Here is a 15618-nt window from a genome sequence, read left to right on the forward strand (position 1 = left end):
TGTGCATTTAAGCGGATCATGTGGGCGCGGTCGCGCGTCCGTTGCGGCACGGTTTGAGCAACTCGCAACTCGCTTAACATTGAGTCCTCTGCTTCGCTTAAGATAATCCGAATAGGAGCAGGCATAAATAATGGAAAACTTCGTTTAGGGGCTTTATGCCATCTTATATTTAATTAGTCCCAGCTACTTACATCCCAAGATTGTTCTAACTGCGGTGAGAAAGTTAAGAAGTCGCTATCAGTCAGGACTCATGTATGTGGCTGTGGAACTGTATTAGACCGCAACCACAACGCCGCACTAAACATTTTGGCTAAAGCTTTAAGGCAAACAGGTATTGATTTAAATACGGCGTGCCCCGCCGGAATTAACGCTTTCGGACAGACCGATCTCTACTCGCGGGTGGTGACATCAACGAGCAAATCGACTGGTTGAAGAAAGAATCTCGCGCGTTTACGCCGAGCAGTGTCAAATTGTGTCTTGAGAATGGAACGAAAAACCCGGAATTGGACGATAGTCAGAGCAGTTAATCGCCTCTTCAGTCTGGGCAATACTGGGTTGCACGGTACACTTGAGCCGGTAATCGCCGGTAAAATATCGGCAATTGGTACAGGGTACGCTGTGCATTTGCTTCGCTTTGGTAAAACTCGCGGAGATCGTACTAAATAAACTCCAGCCAATCAAAAGGAGCAACATCCACGCACACAAAAAGCATAGAGGTACTAAAACTGGCTGGATTGCATGGACCAGAACGTATAAAAGTTGAAACACAGGCTATTTTTTGAGGAGGAGTGAACAGAGCTACTTAAACAAAATTACTTCACTTCCTCAGAGTTCGCCTCATAATTAGGGCTTAGTTGTAAATTTTTGTAAAGCTTAGTTTGCCTTGTAGAAGTGGCACTACTTTGTGCCTAGATAATTTGTGCCTACATAAATTGATAGATAGACAGTTGCAGAGCAGAAAGTTAGAATACAACTTCCTACCCAGAAAGTAATTATCTTGATTAAGGGGTCTTACGCTCTTTTGTGGTGTAAGGGGTTGTGCATTTACTGCGACGGACCAGAAAGATCGCTGGCAACCGGAACGGCAAGCGAAACAAGGCTGGAAAGCAAAACGTTCTGCCGCCGGGAAAGGCGAAGGCGAAGCACTTCTACGCAGAATCTACGCAGAATTGAAAAACTGCTCTAGGTTTTTGCGCGATCGCTTCGCTTATATAGCTGCTGCCACGCTGTTACGGTATGCACCCATGCTTATCCCTTCATCTAGCAACGACAGCACCACCTTCCCCCTAGAACTCGCCCTCTGTAGGTCAAAGCTTGAGAGCGAGCCTTCCGCGCGCTATGTGGCTGGGGAAAACGCTCTGATATCCTACGGCCTTTCAACCAAGAAAAGCTATGACTTAGGCACTCAAGGCGCATCGCTCATGCCTTTGCGAGAGCGAGACGTGACAGCACTGGCAGTGCTATTTGAACGAGATGACAGTGAGGAAATCGAAGCAGATATTAACCACAACCTCATCTGGTTGTGGCCTGAACCTTGTTGGGATGACGAAGATCCCTTCGATTTTTTGGGCGATTATCTTCACAAATAGCGATTAGTTACGAGTGATTAGCCCTTAGCCATGAATATGTTGCCAAAGACTAATGACTCATGACCCATGACGGCTAAAAGGGGATGTCGTCGATATCTCCTTGAGGCGGTGGGGTAGAACGGCTGCCCGTTCGTGTGGGAACGCGACTGGGCGGTGTTTCCTCTGTTGGGAAGTCTCCAGACATTCCCCCATCGCTGTCATCAGCGGGTGCGGAGCTAGGACGACGCGACCCCATTGGAACGACATTGCTGGGAGGAGCCGATTCGGCTACCGAAGTGTCAAAATCTGTATCGATTGCCACTTTGTGAATCCGGGAAACCGTCAACTCGGCGCGTTTTTCTTTAAAACCTTCTTGCCGGTCAATGGTGTTCATCGTCAGGCGACCTTCAAGGATGACGCGATCGCCCTTCTTGAAACTTCCCTGAATTTCTTGCGCTAAATTGCCCCAGCCGACGACCTTCACCGTTGCCGGGGGGTCTTCCGCCCGCAGTCCAGGAAACTGTACCATCATCTCCGTAACCGCCGTTTGGGTATCCGGCGTGTAACGAAGTTGCGGTTCCCTGATAATCTCCGCCATTAAAATGCAGCTGTTCATAACTCCAAGATCCTCGCGCTGAACCGAGCGGCCTCATTCATAATAGAACAAATGTACCAAAGAAGACCCAAAAGTGGGTATGGTAACGGGTAATTGGTTATTCGCAATTCGTCATTCGTCATCAGCGAATAACCAAGGATGAAGGAGCGATCGCTCTTCACCGATTACCGATTACCTAACACCCTACACCAATTGCAATTTAACTTCCTCCACACCTTCCTCTTGGTCAACAAACGATTGAACCCGACCGCGATACTCCCGTAAGGTTTCATCAACCCAATCCCGGTCATTACTATTGGCGAAGATATGTACCAGCGGCTCACCCGCATCCGGCAACACTAGCACCCAGCTATCATCCTGGTAGTTGCAAATCTTCACTCCATCCACTAATTCCAGATGTTCGGCTGGGTGGGTTTCTACTAAATGGCGCATCAAGGCTCCTTTTGCCGTCCAGGGGCAGCGCACCGTGTAACTCTTGTGGTAAACCCGGGGGAGATCGGCGCGGATCGCCGCCAGATTTCGCTCTTGCATCGTCAGCATCTCCATCATCTTGGCAATGCAGAACATGGCATCAAACCCTGGATGCAGCTGTGGAAAAATAAAGCCCATTTCCCCACTGCCACCCAGTACTACATTCGGATTCGCTTGAGACGCTTCCATCAACGCCGTGGGATTTGCCTTCGTGCGAATCACCTTAGCATCGTGGCGACGGGCAATCTGTTCTACCGCACTGCTGCTATGCACCGGCACCACCACCGTTCCTCTGGGATGAGCGGTCAGAATCATGTTAACCATCAGCGCCGTCAACATTTCACCGCGAATCGGCGTACCCGATTCATCCACCAAAATTAACTGTTCTCCGTTGGCTGATACCTGGACGCCAAAATTTGCTTTTAGCGCTTCTACCACATGACCCAGCTGATTGAGCAACGCTTCTCGTTCTGCCGCAGCCAGTCCGGTTTGATTCAAGCTAGCATTCAGTACCACAGCATCGCAGCCAAATTTTGCCAACAGTTGCGGCAGGATGGCTCCTGAAACTGCATAAACGTAGTCAATGACTACCTTCGAGCCTGAATTACGAATTGCCCCCGTATTTAGATGGTTCTCAAACGCCGTGCTGTAAACATCTAGCACCTGGCTGGGGTAGGCGACATTTCCAGTTTCTTGAATCTGGACTCGCCGCAAGTCTTCCTTAAAATAAGCTCCCTCAATTTTTTTCTCTTGGGATTTCGAGATATTGATGCCCTTACGATCGAAAAATTCGATCAAAATGTGGTCGGGTCGATCTGGATGCACCCGCACATGGATACCCCCCGCCACCGAGTATGTGGGAATAACCGTGCGGGAAATTGGGATTGCAGTTGCTTCCAGGTTTTGGACGTGGATACCCACCGACATCAAACCCGCAATCAAAGCGCGACTGACCATGCGGGAAATATTCCGTTGGTCGCGGGAGATGGTGATCTGGGAACCGGGCTTTAATGTGGAACCGTAAGCTGCACCCAGTTTGACAGCAAATTCTGGAGTGATGTCGATATTCGCTAACCCACTCACACCGCGTTGCCCAAACAAATTGCGATGAGCCGTGTGACCCCAAATCAAGTTAATGTTTAATGTCGCGCCCGATTCAATTTGTTTGCTAGGCCAAACACGCACCTGGGGCGAAACTTGCGCTTCTTCCCCAACGGTAGAGAGCGAACCCACGACGGCTCCTTCCAAAACGTGCGATCGCCTATCGACTCTAGTACCACGACCAATTACGCAAGCCCGCAGATGCGCTTCCTCGCCAATAATCGCTCCATTCCAGACAATTGGACGCTTCAAGTTTGCGTCAGCTCCAATCGTCACATTGTCACCAATTGAGGTTCCTGGTTCGATATGCACTCGTGCCCCAATCCGGCAGTTATTCCCGATCAGTGCAGGCGCTTCAATTTTGGCTGATGGGTCGATATGAGTGTTCTGACCTATCCAAAGTCCGGGAGACACTTGCTCGTAAGCAAAGTCTAATTTAACTTTTTGATGTAAGCCATCATATTGAGACTCTCGGTAAGCATCTAAATGACCTACATCGCACCAATATCCTTGGGCAACGTAGCCGTACATCGGCTCGTCTTGTTCCAATAGCAATGGGAATAAGTCTTTCGAGAAGTCAGATTCTTGATTGCTGGGGAGGTATTGCAGGACTTCTGGTTCCAGAATGTAGGTGCCGGTGTTGACAGTATCGGAGAAAATTTCGCTAGAAGAAGGCTTTTCTAAAAACCGACGAATTCTCTGTTTTTCATCTGTAATTACTACGCCAAATTCAATCGGGTTAGGAACTTGGGTTAAAATCAGGGTTGCTTTTGACTTCTGTTTTTTGTGAAATTCAATTGCTTGGGTTAAATCAAAATCAGTAATGCTGTCGCCGCTAATGACTAAAAAGGTTTCATCTAGTAACTCAGCAATGTTCTTGACGCAACCAGCCGTACCTAAAGGCTGGTCTTCTTCAATCGCATAGGTGATCTGCACTCCAAAGTCGCTGCCGTCCTGGAAGTAGTCTCGCATGACATCAGGGAGATAGTGCAGAGTGGCAATAACCTCTGTAATCTGATGCCGCTTGAGCAGATTGATAATGTGTTCTGCAATCGGTCGATTCAGAATCGGCACCATCGGTTTGGGAAGATCGCACGTCAGCGGTCTCAGCCGCGTTCCCGAACCGCCAGCCATCAGCACTGCTCGCATAAGTCCTCCTGATTCTTTGTTATGGTACGGGCGTGACCTTGATGATTTAAGTTGACCTAAGTCTTGTCTTTTAGTCTCCTATACCCTTGAAATTTAAGGTATCCCTCATAAGATTAGAGTGCAGCCTTGACTCTGGGCAAATCCTTTGAGGCTTTCATTTTAAAGCAGATGTTAAATTTAGCGGCGACTCCCTAATTATCTCGTTGATTGCTGGTATCTGCTGGCTCCTCGCTCCAGAAAATTGCTTTTGTTACATCTTGAGGGTGCAGCTACAACTCAACCTCGGATAGGTTAGAACTGAATCAATGCTACTTTGCCGTGTAGCCGGAATCAATTGCGTAGTCTAGCTTACACTTGAGAGATGAAGCAGAATGTTCTAATCTTCTGGAACTGCCCAAGGTGGATGTCTCAAACAGTGTTGGAAAGATTAACAGTTGCTGGTGGCGACAAAAATGCAGTCAGTTTTAATGGGTTAATGAGGATTGTTTGAATGGGTACGTTATTAGGCTTATTATTTCTTGGGGCTTATGGATACGGCGGATGGAGATTCTGGAAAGGGTTCCGCCGAACGAATTTCAGCCAAGGTCGGCTTGTTCTGGCTCTCTTATGGCCTGCTTTGATAATTGGCAATAAATCCTATCGTCAGAACTTTAGAAAAGCACTCAAGGGATAGAAGAAGGATAAAGGGTGAGGAATGAATCAGAAACAATGAATTCTTCATCCTTTGAGCAACGCCTGTGGCTAATTGGGGGCACTCAGGAGAGTGCTGAGTTAGCAAAAGCGATCGCTCGTTTTCATCTACCCTGCATTGTTACTGTCACTACAGAAGCCGCTAGAACGCTGTATCCATCAATACCCTCCTTGCAAATTTGGGTGGGCTATCTGGATGCAGCGCAGTTGGATTGGTTTTTAAAAGAGCAGGGAATTGTGGCGATTTTGGATGCGTCTCATCCCTATGCGGCGGAGATTTCCAAGATAGCGATCGCAACTGCACAAAAGCAACAAATTCCCTATCTCCGCTACGAGCGTCCGGTTATTGATGCAAGCTTACAGAAGCAGTGGGTAATAGAGCTAGATAGTTTCGACACGCTTTTATCTGGAGACTACCTACAAGGGCAACGGGTGCTACTGACAATTGGTTATCGCAGCTTGTCCCGGTTCCGTCCTTGGCAAGAAAAGTCTACTTTATTTGCCCGAATTCTTCCTTCCGTAACAGCGCTGGAAGCAGCTTTACAATCAGGGTTTGCACCCGATAAACTGATTGCGATTCGCCCTCCTATCTCTACTGAATTGGAAACGGCACTTTGGCGTCTGTGGGACATTTCCCTGGTGGTTACGAAAGCATCGGGAACTGCTGGGGGAGAGGAGATCAAGCGCAGAGTTTCCGCAGAGTTAGGCATTCCTTTAGTTGCGATCGCTCGTCCAGAAGTTGCGTATCCTCAGCAAACCAGCGACTTGAAAACAGCGCTAGAGTTTTGCCAAGACATCTTTCGATTGAGTTTAGTCCGCCACAATCTTAGCGAGCGTGAATCAAGCGACAATTAAAGAATGCTAGAACTACACTGCCACACCACTTACTCAGACGGCACCCTCACACCCAGCGAACTCGTTAACGCGGCGATGAGTGCCGGAGTTCGCGCCCTTGCTATCACCGATCACGATACGATGAATGGCTGGGATGAGGCGTTTGCTGCTGCCAAACTGCATAACCTGGAAATTGTCCCCGGATTGGAACTCAGCACCGTTCACAACAATTGTTCCTTACATATTTTGGGCTTTTACCCGGATGAACAGAAGCTGCGGGAACCTTTGGGCGATCGCCTAGAAGGACGGAAACGGCGATCGCAACAAATGGTCGCTAAATTGGCAGAATTAGGCTACCCGATTCAGTTACCTGAATTAGGCGAAGGCATGGCACCAGGGCGTCCTCATATTGCGACTGCCCTCGTAAAAGCAGGTTATTTTCAGTCATCGCGGGAAGCTTTCGATCGCCTGCTGGGGGATGATAAACCAGCTTATGTGCATTACGAGAAATTCTCGATTGTTGAAGGGATTGCCATGTTACGTTCTTGTGGTGCCGTCCCTGTCTGGGCGCATCCCTACCTGTTCCGAGGCGGTGATGTGAAGGAAGTGCTGAAAGAATTGGTTGCTGCTGGGTTAATGGGCGTTGAGGTTTATCATCCCAACCACAGCGCCAAAGAAATCCAAACTCTCAAAAAGTTGTGTGCTGAATATGGCTTACTGATGACAGGCGGCAGCGATTATCATGGCCCCAGTCCCGATCCCAAAACTCCAGATCGCAGTATGCTGAATATGCTTCAGGTACCTTTAGATTTGCTTGAACCCATCAAACAGGCGGCGGCAAGTTTACGTTAATTTCTAATCGCTAGTGTCACCCGAAACAATTAGCAATTACTCATTCCTTATTACCAATTACCAATGGCAAGTGCCATCCTGCAAGACTTTCTCAACGACTTGCACACCAAGTACAAGTCAATTCATGAAGGTGTATTGGCAAACTATATCCCGGAACTCGCCAAGGCAAACCCGGATTGGTTTGGGATATGCATTGTCACCGTGGATGGTCAAGTTTATGAAATCGGCGATTGGGAACAGTTGTTCACCCTTCAGTCGATTTCCAAGGCATTTGTATACGGAATGGCGCTGGAAGATCATGGGCGCGATTACGTTGTAAAAAGGGTGGGAGTGGAACCCACTGGCGATGCTTTTAACTCCATTATTAAGCTGGATGAATCCTCAAAGCGACCCTATAACCCAATGGTAAATGCGGGAGCGATCGCTACCACTAGTTTAATTAAAGGAGTGGGACCAACTGAGCGCTTAAACCGGATGCTGGATATGTTTCAGCGTTACGTTGGACACAACCTATTTATTGATATGTCCGTGTTCATGTCAGAGCGAACGACCGGGCATCGCAACCGAGCAATGGCGCATCTGATGCTCAATTTTGGCATGATCGACGCGAAAATTGACGAGGCACTGGATTTGTACTTTCAGCAGTGTTCTTTGATGGTGAATTGCCGCGATTTGGCAGTGATGGCAGCGACTCTTGCGAACAACGGCATGAACCCGATCACCCAGGAGCGTGCGGTTGATTCCCGTTATATCAGAGATATTTTGACAGTCATGTACACTTGCGGGATGTATGACTTTGCCGGAGAGTGGGCGTATAAAGTGGGTCTTCCCGCTAAAAGTGGAGTATCGGGCGGACTGATTGTGGTTGTGCCACAGCAAATGGGCATTGCAATTTTTTCACCCCCGCTAGACTCGCACGGCAGCAGCGTCAGGGGAATAAAGGTGTCTGAGGAACTATCAGAGAAGTTTGGGTTACATTTATTTGACTTGCAGACAGATAGATCCCGTTTGCTGGATACTTTGTGCAACAAGCAAGAAACTGAATCTGAATAGAACCGCCGCCATGAGCCTGGAGATAAATTCCACAGCCAGAAGCAATGTCAAGCTAAATTAAACTGACTGAGTGAGCGTTGAACCCGTTTTGACGGGTTACGAGCTTTCAGCCCAAACTTTAGTTTAGAGCCTTAGTTTAAGACTGAAATCAGTGCCATTCAACTGAACCTGAATAGCACCTATCTTTAGCCGAAATTCCGTAGCCTGAACCCTTGAAACGAAACCCAGCACCCCTTAGATTCCGCTGTCTTAGCTTAAAAGGGTAGCTTCTTGCGACGCATTAATCGCTTTAATTGCTTTGGTTTCCGAGGATTCTATACTCGAACCGTAGAGGTCTACAAATCTTTGAAAGAGCCACATTGTTTCATGATTTGAAACCCTATTTAAGCTAACCAAACGCTGTATATTTCTTTCAGCTAGTTTCTGTAGGTAGGGCAAATCTTCAAAGAGTGTCAAACAAGAGGCAAAATGCAAGATAAATTGCAATAAAGGTCTGGGCCACTCTAAGTCACTGTAAATGTCTACGAGGAACTTATGTTCGGTGTCGCTGAGCGGAATGGCATTGAAAATTACAACGATCCTTTTGCCATTGTAAACGGGAATGCTGAGTTCAACCGTATAGGGACTATGCAATGTTAAGTCCACTTCAACGATTGGTTGTCTCCAAATTCTTAAAGGATTAATTGGAGAATCTAAAACAGTTTGGAATTTCACCATTCCACCGATGGCTGTAGGCTGGAAATGACTCACATTAATAACCCTTAAGTTATTCAGGCTAAAGTTGTGAATACTTTCCAGATGTTTTAAATTTAATAAATGATAGATTTGGCATACGTAGGGAAAAGGTAGAATATATTCCTGCCCTATCATATGCTGATGCTGCTCTTGCAATTCAAGCATTCTAGCTTGAACTGTAGATAAATATCCTTCATCTTGGTAAGGATTTGCATCGCCTTGGTAGTTTTGGATTGTGCCTAAACTATCGCCCGTTAAGTTTTGATCGGGTCTTAAGTACAGCCAACTTAGGAAGAAAAAAGAAGCTGTAAATAAGTGGATAACTTCTATTACTGATAAATAGCCATCAGCAAAGGAAGCAACCGTTCTATCGGTGAGTCCGAATAGCCAAGAGGGAATTCCAAATACCCAAATTCCATTCTTGAAGTTGGTGATAAATAGAGAAATCTCTAGGTATTGATTATTGTTTATGAGTTTAAAATCAGTGTTTTGAAGAATATTGCTAGACATAATAATTCAAAAGATTGAGATTTTTCTATTGATTTATGCTTGGCTTTAGCACTCCTAAGGGTGCTTGGAAGCTTGTATAGAAGCGATCGCATTTGGGATCGTCTACTTCATCAAGTGCCAATGGCACTCGATACCCTCTGGAAAAACCCTCCGAATGCCACCTGTCTTAAACCTGCTTTTGCCTTGAGGTTGGCTTTAAAAGCAACCAACTTACAAAGAAAAACGTCGCCGTGCCTAGTTGCGCGATGTCAATGACAGAAAGATATCCATCTGATAATGAAGCAATACTTCTATCGGTAATCCCAAATAGCCAGAAGGAAATACCGAAGAACCATAGACCAATTTTGAAGTTTGCTAAGAAATTAGCAGCTTCTGTTGGTTGCTGGTTATTCATCTTTTCAGCCCTTTTTCTAAAAATACTGAATGGTCATCTAGCGATTAAAGGGCTTGAGGACTTTTGATAACTCCTGACATTCCCCTTGACACTTCTATGTTAAAAAATGTTTCTTTTACTTGCCATGCGTCCAAAGAGGGAGTTGTTAAAATACCAGAGAAATCGACAAAAGGCAAGAAAATGTATGTTAAACTACTAAAAAAGCTATAACCTCGACAGCATAGAGGTTTAGTAGCCTTTAAGTCAGACAAAAAAAGCAGGAAAACTGAGTTTGAAGGGAAACAGGGAGATTCGTTGATAAAATCCTTGAGGACGTGATGCCGGTTTGTCGGTGTGAAGCTGAATGGCGATCGCAATTGATTTTGGAACTAGCAATACGGTTATCGCTCGCTGGAACCCAGCCCTCCAGCAACCAGAAACCATGAGCCTACCTGGGTTATCGGTCATCGCTGGGCACAATCCCCCCCTGATTCCCAGTTTGCTCTATGTTGAGGATGCGGCACTCTCGACGGTGGTGGTGGGGCAAGCTGTACGCGATCGCGGTCTCGACCTCACTAGCGATGCCCGCTTTTTCCGTAGCTTTAAACGAGGAATTGGGGCTGATATTCAAGGATTCCTCCCAGAATTAGATGGGCAGTTCGTTACTTTTGAGCAAGTCGGACAATGGTTCCTCAACGAGCTGATTGAGAAACTCCATACCGTTACCCCAGATGTAGGACAGTCTCTGGTATTAACGGTGCCAGTAGACAGCTTTGAAGCTTACCGCAAGTGGCTGGGGCAGGTATGCCAAACTCTTCCGGTGGAACAAGTGCGGATGTTGGATGAACCGACAGCCGCCGCTTTGGGCTATGGAATGAAAGATGGGGGCGTGGTGCTGGTGGTAGATTTTGGCGGCGGGACGCTGGATCTTTCCCTGGTGCGGCTGGATATGACAGAAACTCAGAAGCCACTGGGTTTTATTCTCAAATGGGGAAAAAAACAGTTAGCTGAAAAGTCCGGACAGAAGGCAAAAACTGCAAGGGTATTAGCGAAAGCTGGACAAAATTTAGGCGGTTCGGATCTGGACAACTGGGTTGTTGATTATTTTGCCAAAACTCAGGGATTGAAGCCGACGCCTTTGACGACACGACTGGCAGAACGGTTAAAGATTCAGTTATCTGTGCAAACCGAGGCGAACGAGGTTTATTTTAATGATGAAACTTTTGAGAGTTACGAACTAGAACTCAATCGCGATCGCTTTGAAGCCATCCTCACAGAACATCAATTTTTTGCTCGCTTAGACGAGTCGATGACTCAAGTATTGCAGCAAGCGCGTCGGCAAGGCATCGAAGTGTCAGATATTGATGCTGTCTTATTAGTAGGCGGGACTGTACAAATCCCCGCCGTACAGACGTGGGTGCAGCAATACTTTGACTCCAGCAAAATTCGTTGCGATCGCCCGTTTGAAGCGATCGCGCAAGGTGCCCTGCAACTGAGTCAAGGCGTCGAACTGCAAGATTTTCTCTACCACAGCTATGGCATCCGCTACTGGGATCGCCGGAATAACCGCCATAACTGGCATCAACTGATTAATTCAGGCCAAGCTTACCCGATGAGCCAACCTGTGGAATTAGTTCTAGGTGCTTCGGTGGAAAACCAACCCAGCATCGAATTAATTGTCGGAGAGTTAGGTGCTGAAACAGGTGGAACCGAAGTGTATTTCGATGGCGATCGCTTAATCACTCGTCGGCTAGGCAGCGACCAGACATCGGTACAACCCCTCAACGACCGTCAGGGTGCCCGTACCATTGCCAATTTGACACCACCAGGGTATCCAGGAAGCGATCGCATTAAACTTCTGTTTCGCGTCGATCGCGATCGCTTCCTGCGAATCACCGTTGAAGACCTGCTGACCAATCAAACTTTATTGGACAATCAGCCGGTCGTTGAGCTGAGCTAGGTTTGATCCGGTTAATTACCCGCAATTAAGAAGAAACCCACCACCTAGAGAGCGATCGCCTTTTGCTCCCGCTCCCACTCCGGCTCCGGCTCCCCTCCCTGCTTGCGGGGAGGGGTTGGGGGACTCGGGGTCCCCTCTGGGGATAGGGGGCGGGGGTTCTTTGATGACGCATTTGATATTACCCGTTACCCCTTACCGACGGACAACCACCTTTGTGCCATGTGAGGCGAAGCTGTACAACTTGCGAGCTTGAGCGACTGGCACATTGACGCAGCCGTGGCTAACTGGCGTGCCAAAGCGGTTATGCCAGTAAGCTCCATGAATGGCATAGCCGCCAGAGTAGTACATCGTGTAGGGTACATTAGGAACGTTGTAGTCTCTTCCTCGCATCCGAGCCGTGCGATGCTTTGATTGAATCCTGAAAGTCCCGACGCGAGTGGGAGTGGAGCGCTTACCACTGGAGATGCGGACAGAATAAACCCGTCTTCCCCCTTCCCAGGCGATTAACCGTTGCTTTGAAAGGTTTACCTCAATCCAGCGTCGCTGCGATCGCCGAGCGCGAAGACTGTTACTGGCGACTCTTGTACGACGAACCCTGTTGCTGGCGACTCTTCTACGAACGCGAGCCTTGTTGCTGGCAATTCTTCTGCCTCGGCGAACCCTGTTGCTGGCGGCTGTTCTCCGAACTCGGATGCGCTTCCGCATGGCTCTGCGCGATCGCACTGATCTTCTCGTCGATGGCTGTTCGGCTGTCTCCCTTGCCCTGACTGACTTTGATGCTGACAGAGCGGGCGTTGACCAAGAAAACAAAGTCGCAAAGATCAGGGCAATACTTGCCCAGAAGGTTCCAGAACGACGTAACCAAGCAAAGCAAATTTGGCTTTTAATGACACACCTCACTTTCGGGTCTAGGAAAGTAGCTAAGGTTAGGTTTCCCTATCTGATAGTTAGCTAAAACCATCTTTAGATAGATTTTGGGAATCTATTCCAGATTTTTCCATAAAAGAGGGTTCTAGAGCCAAAAAAACTATTTATTTTTATTTACTTTCCTTCTTACTTATGGACAACGACGGGCGTCCCCACCGCAGCCCAGTTAAATAGCCATTTAGAATGATTAACGGCTACATTGATGCAACCGTGGCTAACGGGAGTTCCAAACCGGCGATGCCAATAAGCACCGTGGATGGCATAACCACCGTGGTAATACATCGTGTAAGGAACATTCGGAACATCATAATCAGCCCCGCGCATCCTGGCAGACCGATGCTTAGATTTAATCGCAAACGTGCCGGTGCGAGTGGGGGTTGAACGTTTGCCGGTAGAAACAACCACTGCATAGACGGGTTTTCCACCTTCCCAAGCAACCAATCGTTGCTTAGATAGGTCAATCTGAATCCAGCGTTGATCGGATTGTTGCAACTCCTGCATTTTTGCAGCCACAATCGGCTGCTTTGTTTGAGCGATCGCGGGTGCGAAAGCAGCATCCAAAGCCGTAAGCGCCACCACCGCCCCAGCAAAAAATGCAACTGGGCGATGCAGCAAATTAGCAGAAATGATGCTTTTCATGGCAAATCATCTCACTCGGTGGATCGGTTAGAAAAATTCAGCGAAAAGCTCTGATTAGCTGCTAGGAGCAACTAATGTCGGTCTTTTATTAGCTCAATCGTAACTCAGCTGGTGGATTCATTCACTAATTGCATCAGAGTTTGAGCGCGTTTGGCGATCGCCTCCCATCCAGAGGACGAGGCATTGGCTTCCCAGTTTTGGGGAAATAAACTGCCGGAAAGTCCGACCGCGATCGCTCCAGCCGCGAGAAAGGCTTTAGCATTTTCTACCGTGACCCCCCCAGTCGGAATTAAGGGAATATGTCCTAATGGCCCTTGCAGACTTTTGATGTAGCTGGCACCGCCTACCGCTTGGACGGGGAAGACTTTGACACAACTGGCACCGGCTTGCCACGCGGTGACAATTTCCGTTGGAGACAGCGCCCCCGGCACCATCGGCACGCCGCTATCCATTGCTATCTGAATTAAGATTGGGTCAACGTGGGGAGTAAAGACGAACTGGGCACCGGCAGCGATCGCGTCTTTAAGCTGTTCCCGATTTAATACAGTGCCCGTGCCAATCGTACACGTGGGTAATTGCGATCGCAAATCACCAATCAATTCTGCTGGGTTGTCGCTATTCCAAGTAATTTCAATCAACTGCATTCCCCCAGACGCAACCGCATGAGCCATTTGGCGACCCAGCTCCATCTGCGGTGCGCGAATGACTGCGATCGCACGGTGCTTTTGCACCTGCTTGAACCACGACTGATTATACATCCTCATTTTCTACCGTTAGGCAGATTAATTTTTGAACTTCTTGGATAGTATTAGCTATTTCTGATTTAATTCTTACTTGTTTTTCAGCCCTTAGGAATACGCATTTGTTTATCTTAACTTGCTCTTAATTAATATTTCTTAATATTTCTAGCTATCAGTTACTGCCTAAAAAACTCAAGCTCAACCACCAAGTTACATTTTCAATAACTCAAGTTTAAATATTGAAATCCTTTGATTTAATTTTTGCAGGAGTTACTTAACGCGAGTTAATTCAGTCGCTAGGGAGATGGAAACACTTAATAAAATTAATAGAATCGCAAATATAGAAATAATTTTGAGGAAACAAAATCATGCCTCTTTTAAAACTCACTGACTTTGATCCAAACTACAGCGAGACGTTTGAAGGAGATGACCTTCATGGAATGGGGGTCTATTCAGAAAGTAGTACCGACGATAAAATTGGAACCGTTAGCGATGTTCTAGTTGATGAAGAAGGTCATTTCCGTTATTTAGTTGTTGACCTAGGCTTTTGGATTTTTGGCAAAAAAGTTTTACTACCAATTGGTCGTTCGCGAATCGATTACAACACGGATCGGGTTTATGCCATTGGCATGACCAGAGAGCAAGCAGAAGCTTTACCAGAGTTCAACGAAGCTACCAGGACTGATTACGACTATGAAGAACGGGTAAGAGGCGTTTATCGCACTCCCTCTACTGGAGCCTCTGCTACCTCTGCTAACGTTGATGCAGCACCTGTTGTTGATACCTCCTATGCAGCGGCTACGCCTAACATTGACGCTTACGATCGGAGTACCTATAACTATCAGCAAGAGCCGAATTTGTACGGACTGAACGATCGGGATCATCAAACTCTCAGACTGTACCAAGAGCGGTTGATTGCTAACAAAACTCGCGTTAAAACCGGGGAAGTTACGGTTGGTAAGCACATTGAAACCGAAACTGCACGAGTGTCAGTGCCAGTTGAAAAAGAGCGAGTGGTAATTGAGCGAGTTACTCCAGCAGATGCTGGAACAGCCGTAACTCCTGGCGAAGCTGATTTCCGCGAAGGTGAAGTTGCCCGTGTGGAAATCTACGAAGAAACTCCTGATATTCACAAAGAAGCTTTTGTGCGTGAGGAAGTCAGAGTTAAGAAAGTTGTAGACCACGAAACAGTGGACGCAGAAGAAACGATTCGTCGTGAAGAGTTAGATGTGAATACGGACGGGCAAGCTACTATTAACCGCCCTACTAACTTACCTTCCGATCGGATTTAAGAAGCCCTCCAACGAGCGATTAAGTCACCGATGATTTAAGCGAGTAAAAACCATGCAGGCAGGGCAAATTATTAGCTCTGCCTGCACCTTTAGAGGTAGGTTTTCCTA

The 15618-nt window shown here is 47.3% G+C and carries 13 protein-coding genes and 2 pseudogenes; 7 read left to right on the forward strand and 8 right to left on the reverse strand.

All coding sequences use genetic code 11. From position 1 onward, the window contains the following. Window positions 1–189 precede the first annotated feature (189 nt). Window positions 190–432 (forward strand): annotated as a pseudogene (locus NC994_RS17220) (zinc ribbon domain-containing protein); the annotation flags it as partial. A 33-nt stretch (window positions 433–465) separates the two neighbouring features. On the opposite strand, the gene NC994_RS17225 reads toward NC994_RS17220, so the two are convergent. Then, window positions 466–624 (reverse strand): hypothetical protein, encoded by a 159-nt coding sequence (locus NC994_RS17225; RefSeq protein ID WP_339380631.1) that lies wholly within the window; start codon window positions 622–624, stop codon window positions 466–468. 545 nt (window positions 625–1169) lie between these two features. On the opposite strand from NC994_RS17225, the gene NC994_RS17230 reads away from it, so the two are divergent. After that, window positions 1170–1589, forward strand: coding sequence for a hypothetical protein (locus tag NC994_RS17230; protein ID WP_190438889.1), 420 nt, complete (start codon window positions 1170–1172; stop codon window positions 1587–1589). A 73-nt stretch (window positions 1590–1662) separates the two neighbouring features. On the opposite strand, the gene NC994_RS17235 is transcribed toward NC994_RS17230, so the two are convergent. Beyond that, complete coding sequence (locus NC994_RS17235; protein WP_190438744.1) at window positions 1663–2184, reverse strand: single-stranded DNA-binding protein; 522 nt, start codon at window positions 2182–2184, stop codon at window positions 1663–1665. Window positions 2185–2367: 183 nt separating this feature from the next. After that, a complete protein-coding gene (locus tag NC994_RS17240) occupies window positions 2368–4905 on the reverse strand; it encodes a mannose-1-phosphate guanyltransferase (protein ID WP_190412085.1) in 2538 nt (845 codons plus the stop codon). 708 nt (window positions 4906–5613) lie between these two features. Between NC994_RS17240 and NC994_RS17245 the strand changes: the two genes are divergently transcribed. From NC994_RS17245 to glsA, 3 genes are all read left to right on the forward strand, one after another. Further along, complete coding sequence (locus tag NC994_RS17245; protein ID WP_190438747.1) at window positions 5614–6450, forward strand: cobalt-precorrin-6A reductase; 837 nt, start codon at window positions 5614–5616, stop codon at window positions 6448–6450. A gap of 3 nt (window positions 6451–6453) precedes the next feature. After that, complete coding sequence (locus NC994_RS17250) at window positions 6454–7281, forward strand: PHP domain-containing protein (protein WP_190438750.1); 828 nt, start codon at window positions 6454–6456, stop codon at window positions 7279–7281. Between the two features lie 63 nt (window positions 7282–7344). Next, window positions 7345–8334: a glutaminase A gene (gene glsA / locus NC994_RS17255; protein ID WP_190412082.1), complete on the forward strand. Its 990-nt coding sequence runs from the start codon at window positions 7345–7347 to the stop codon at window positions 8332–8334. Window positions 8335–8583: 249 nt separating this feature from the next. Here the strand turns inward: glsA and NC994_RS17260 are convergent, their stop codons facing one another. Then, window positions 8584–9579 carry a hypothetical protein gene (locus NC994_RS17260; protein ID WP_190438753.1) on the reverse strand — a complete coding sequence of 332 codons (996 nt, stop codon included), beginning with the start codon at window positions 9577–9579 and terminating at the stop codon, window positions 8584–8586. A gap of 166 nt (window positions 9580–9745) precedes the next feature. Further along, window positions 9746–9973 (reverse strand): hypothetical protein, encoded by a 228-nt coding sequence (locus NC994_RS17265; protein WP_190412080.1) that lies wholly within the window; start codon window positions 9971–9973, stop codon window positions 9746–9748. 343 nt (window positions 9974–10316) lie between these two features. Between NC994_RS17265 and NC994_RS17270 the strand changes: the two genes are divergently transcribed. After that, window positions 10317–11912, forward strand: a complete 1596-nt coding sequence (locus NC994_RS17270; RefSeq protein ID WP_190438755.1) for an Hsp70 family protein — start codon at window positions 10317–10319, stop codon at window positions 11910–11912. 192 nt (window positions 11913–12104) lie between these two features. Here NC994_RS17270 and NC994_RS17275 read toward each other — a convergent pair. The 3 genes and pseudogenes from NC994_RS17275 to NC994_RS17285 all read right to left on the reverse strand — a co-directional run. Beyond that, window positions 12105–12467: pseudogene (locus NC994_RS17275) on the reverse strand (L,D-transpeptidase); the annotation flags it as partial. A gap of 498 nt (window positions 12468–12965) precedes the next feature. Beyond that, window positions 12966–13478, reverse strand: a complete 513-nt coding sequence (locus NC994_RS17280) for a L,D-transpeptidase (protein ID WP_190430208.1) — start codon at window positions 13476–13478, stop codon at window positions 12966–12968. A gap of 104 nt (window positions 13479–13582) precedes the next feature. Next, the gene (locus tag NC994_RS17285; protein ID WP_190438757.1) at window positions 13583–14236 is read right to left on the reverse strand and encodes a bifunctional 4-hydroxy-2-oxoglutarate aldolase/2-dehydro-3-deoxy-phosphogluconate aldolase; all 654 of its coding nucleotides are present in this window, start codon (window positions 14234–14236) and stop codon (window positions 13583–13585) included. 350 nt (window positions 14237–14586) lie between these two features. On the opposite strand from NC994_RS17285, the gene NC994_RS17290 reads away from it, so the two are divergent. Continuing rightward, the gene (locus NC994_RS17290; protein ID WP_190430210.1) at window positions 14587–15510 is read left to right on the forward strand and encodes a DUF2382 domain-containing protein; all 924 of its coding nucleotides are present in this window, start codon (window positions 14587–14589) and stop codon (window positions 15508–15510) included. The last annotated feature ends 108 nt before the right edge of the window (window positions 15511–15618 follow it).

Source organism: Trichocoleus sp. AS-A1 (assembly GCF_039962015.1).
In the GTDB taxonomy this organism is placed as follows: Bacteria; Cyanobacteriota; Cyanobacteriia; order Cyanobacteriales; family FACHB-T130; genus FACHB-T130.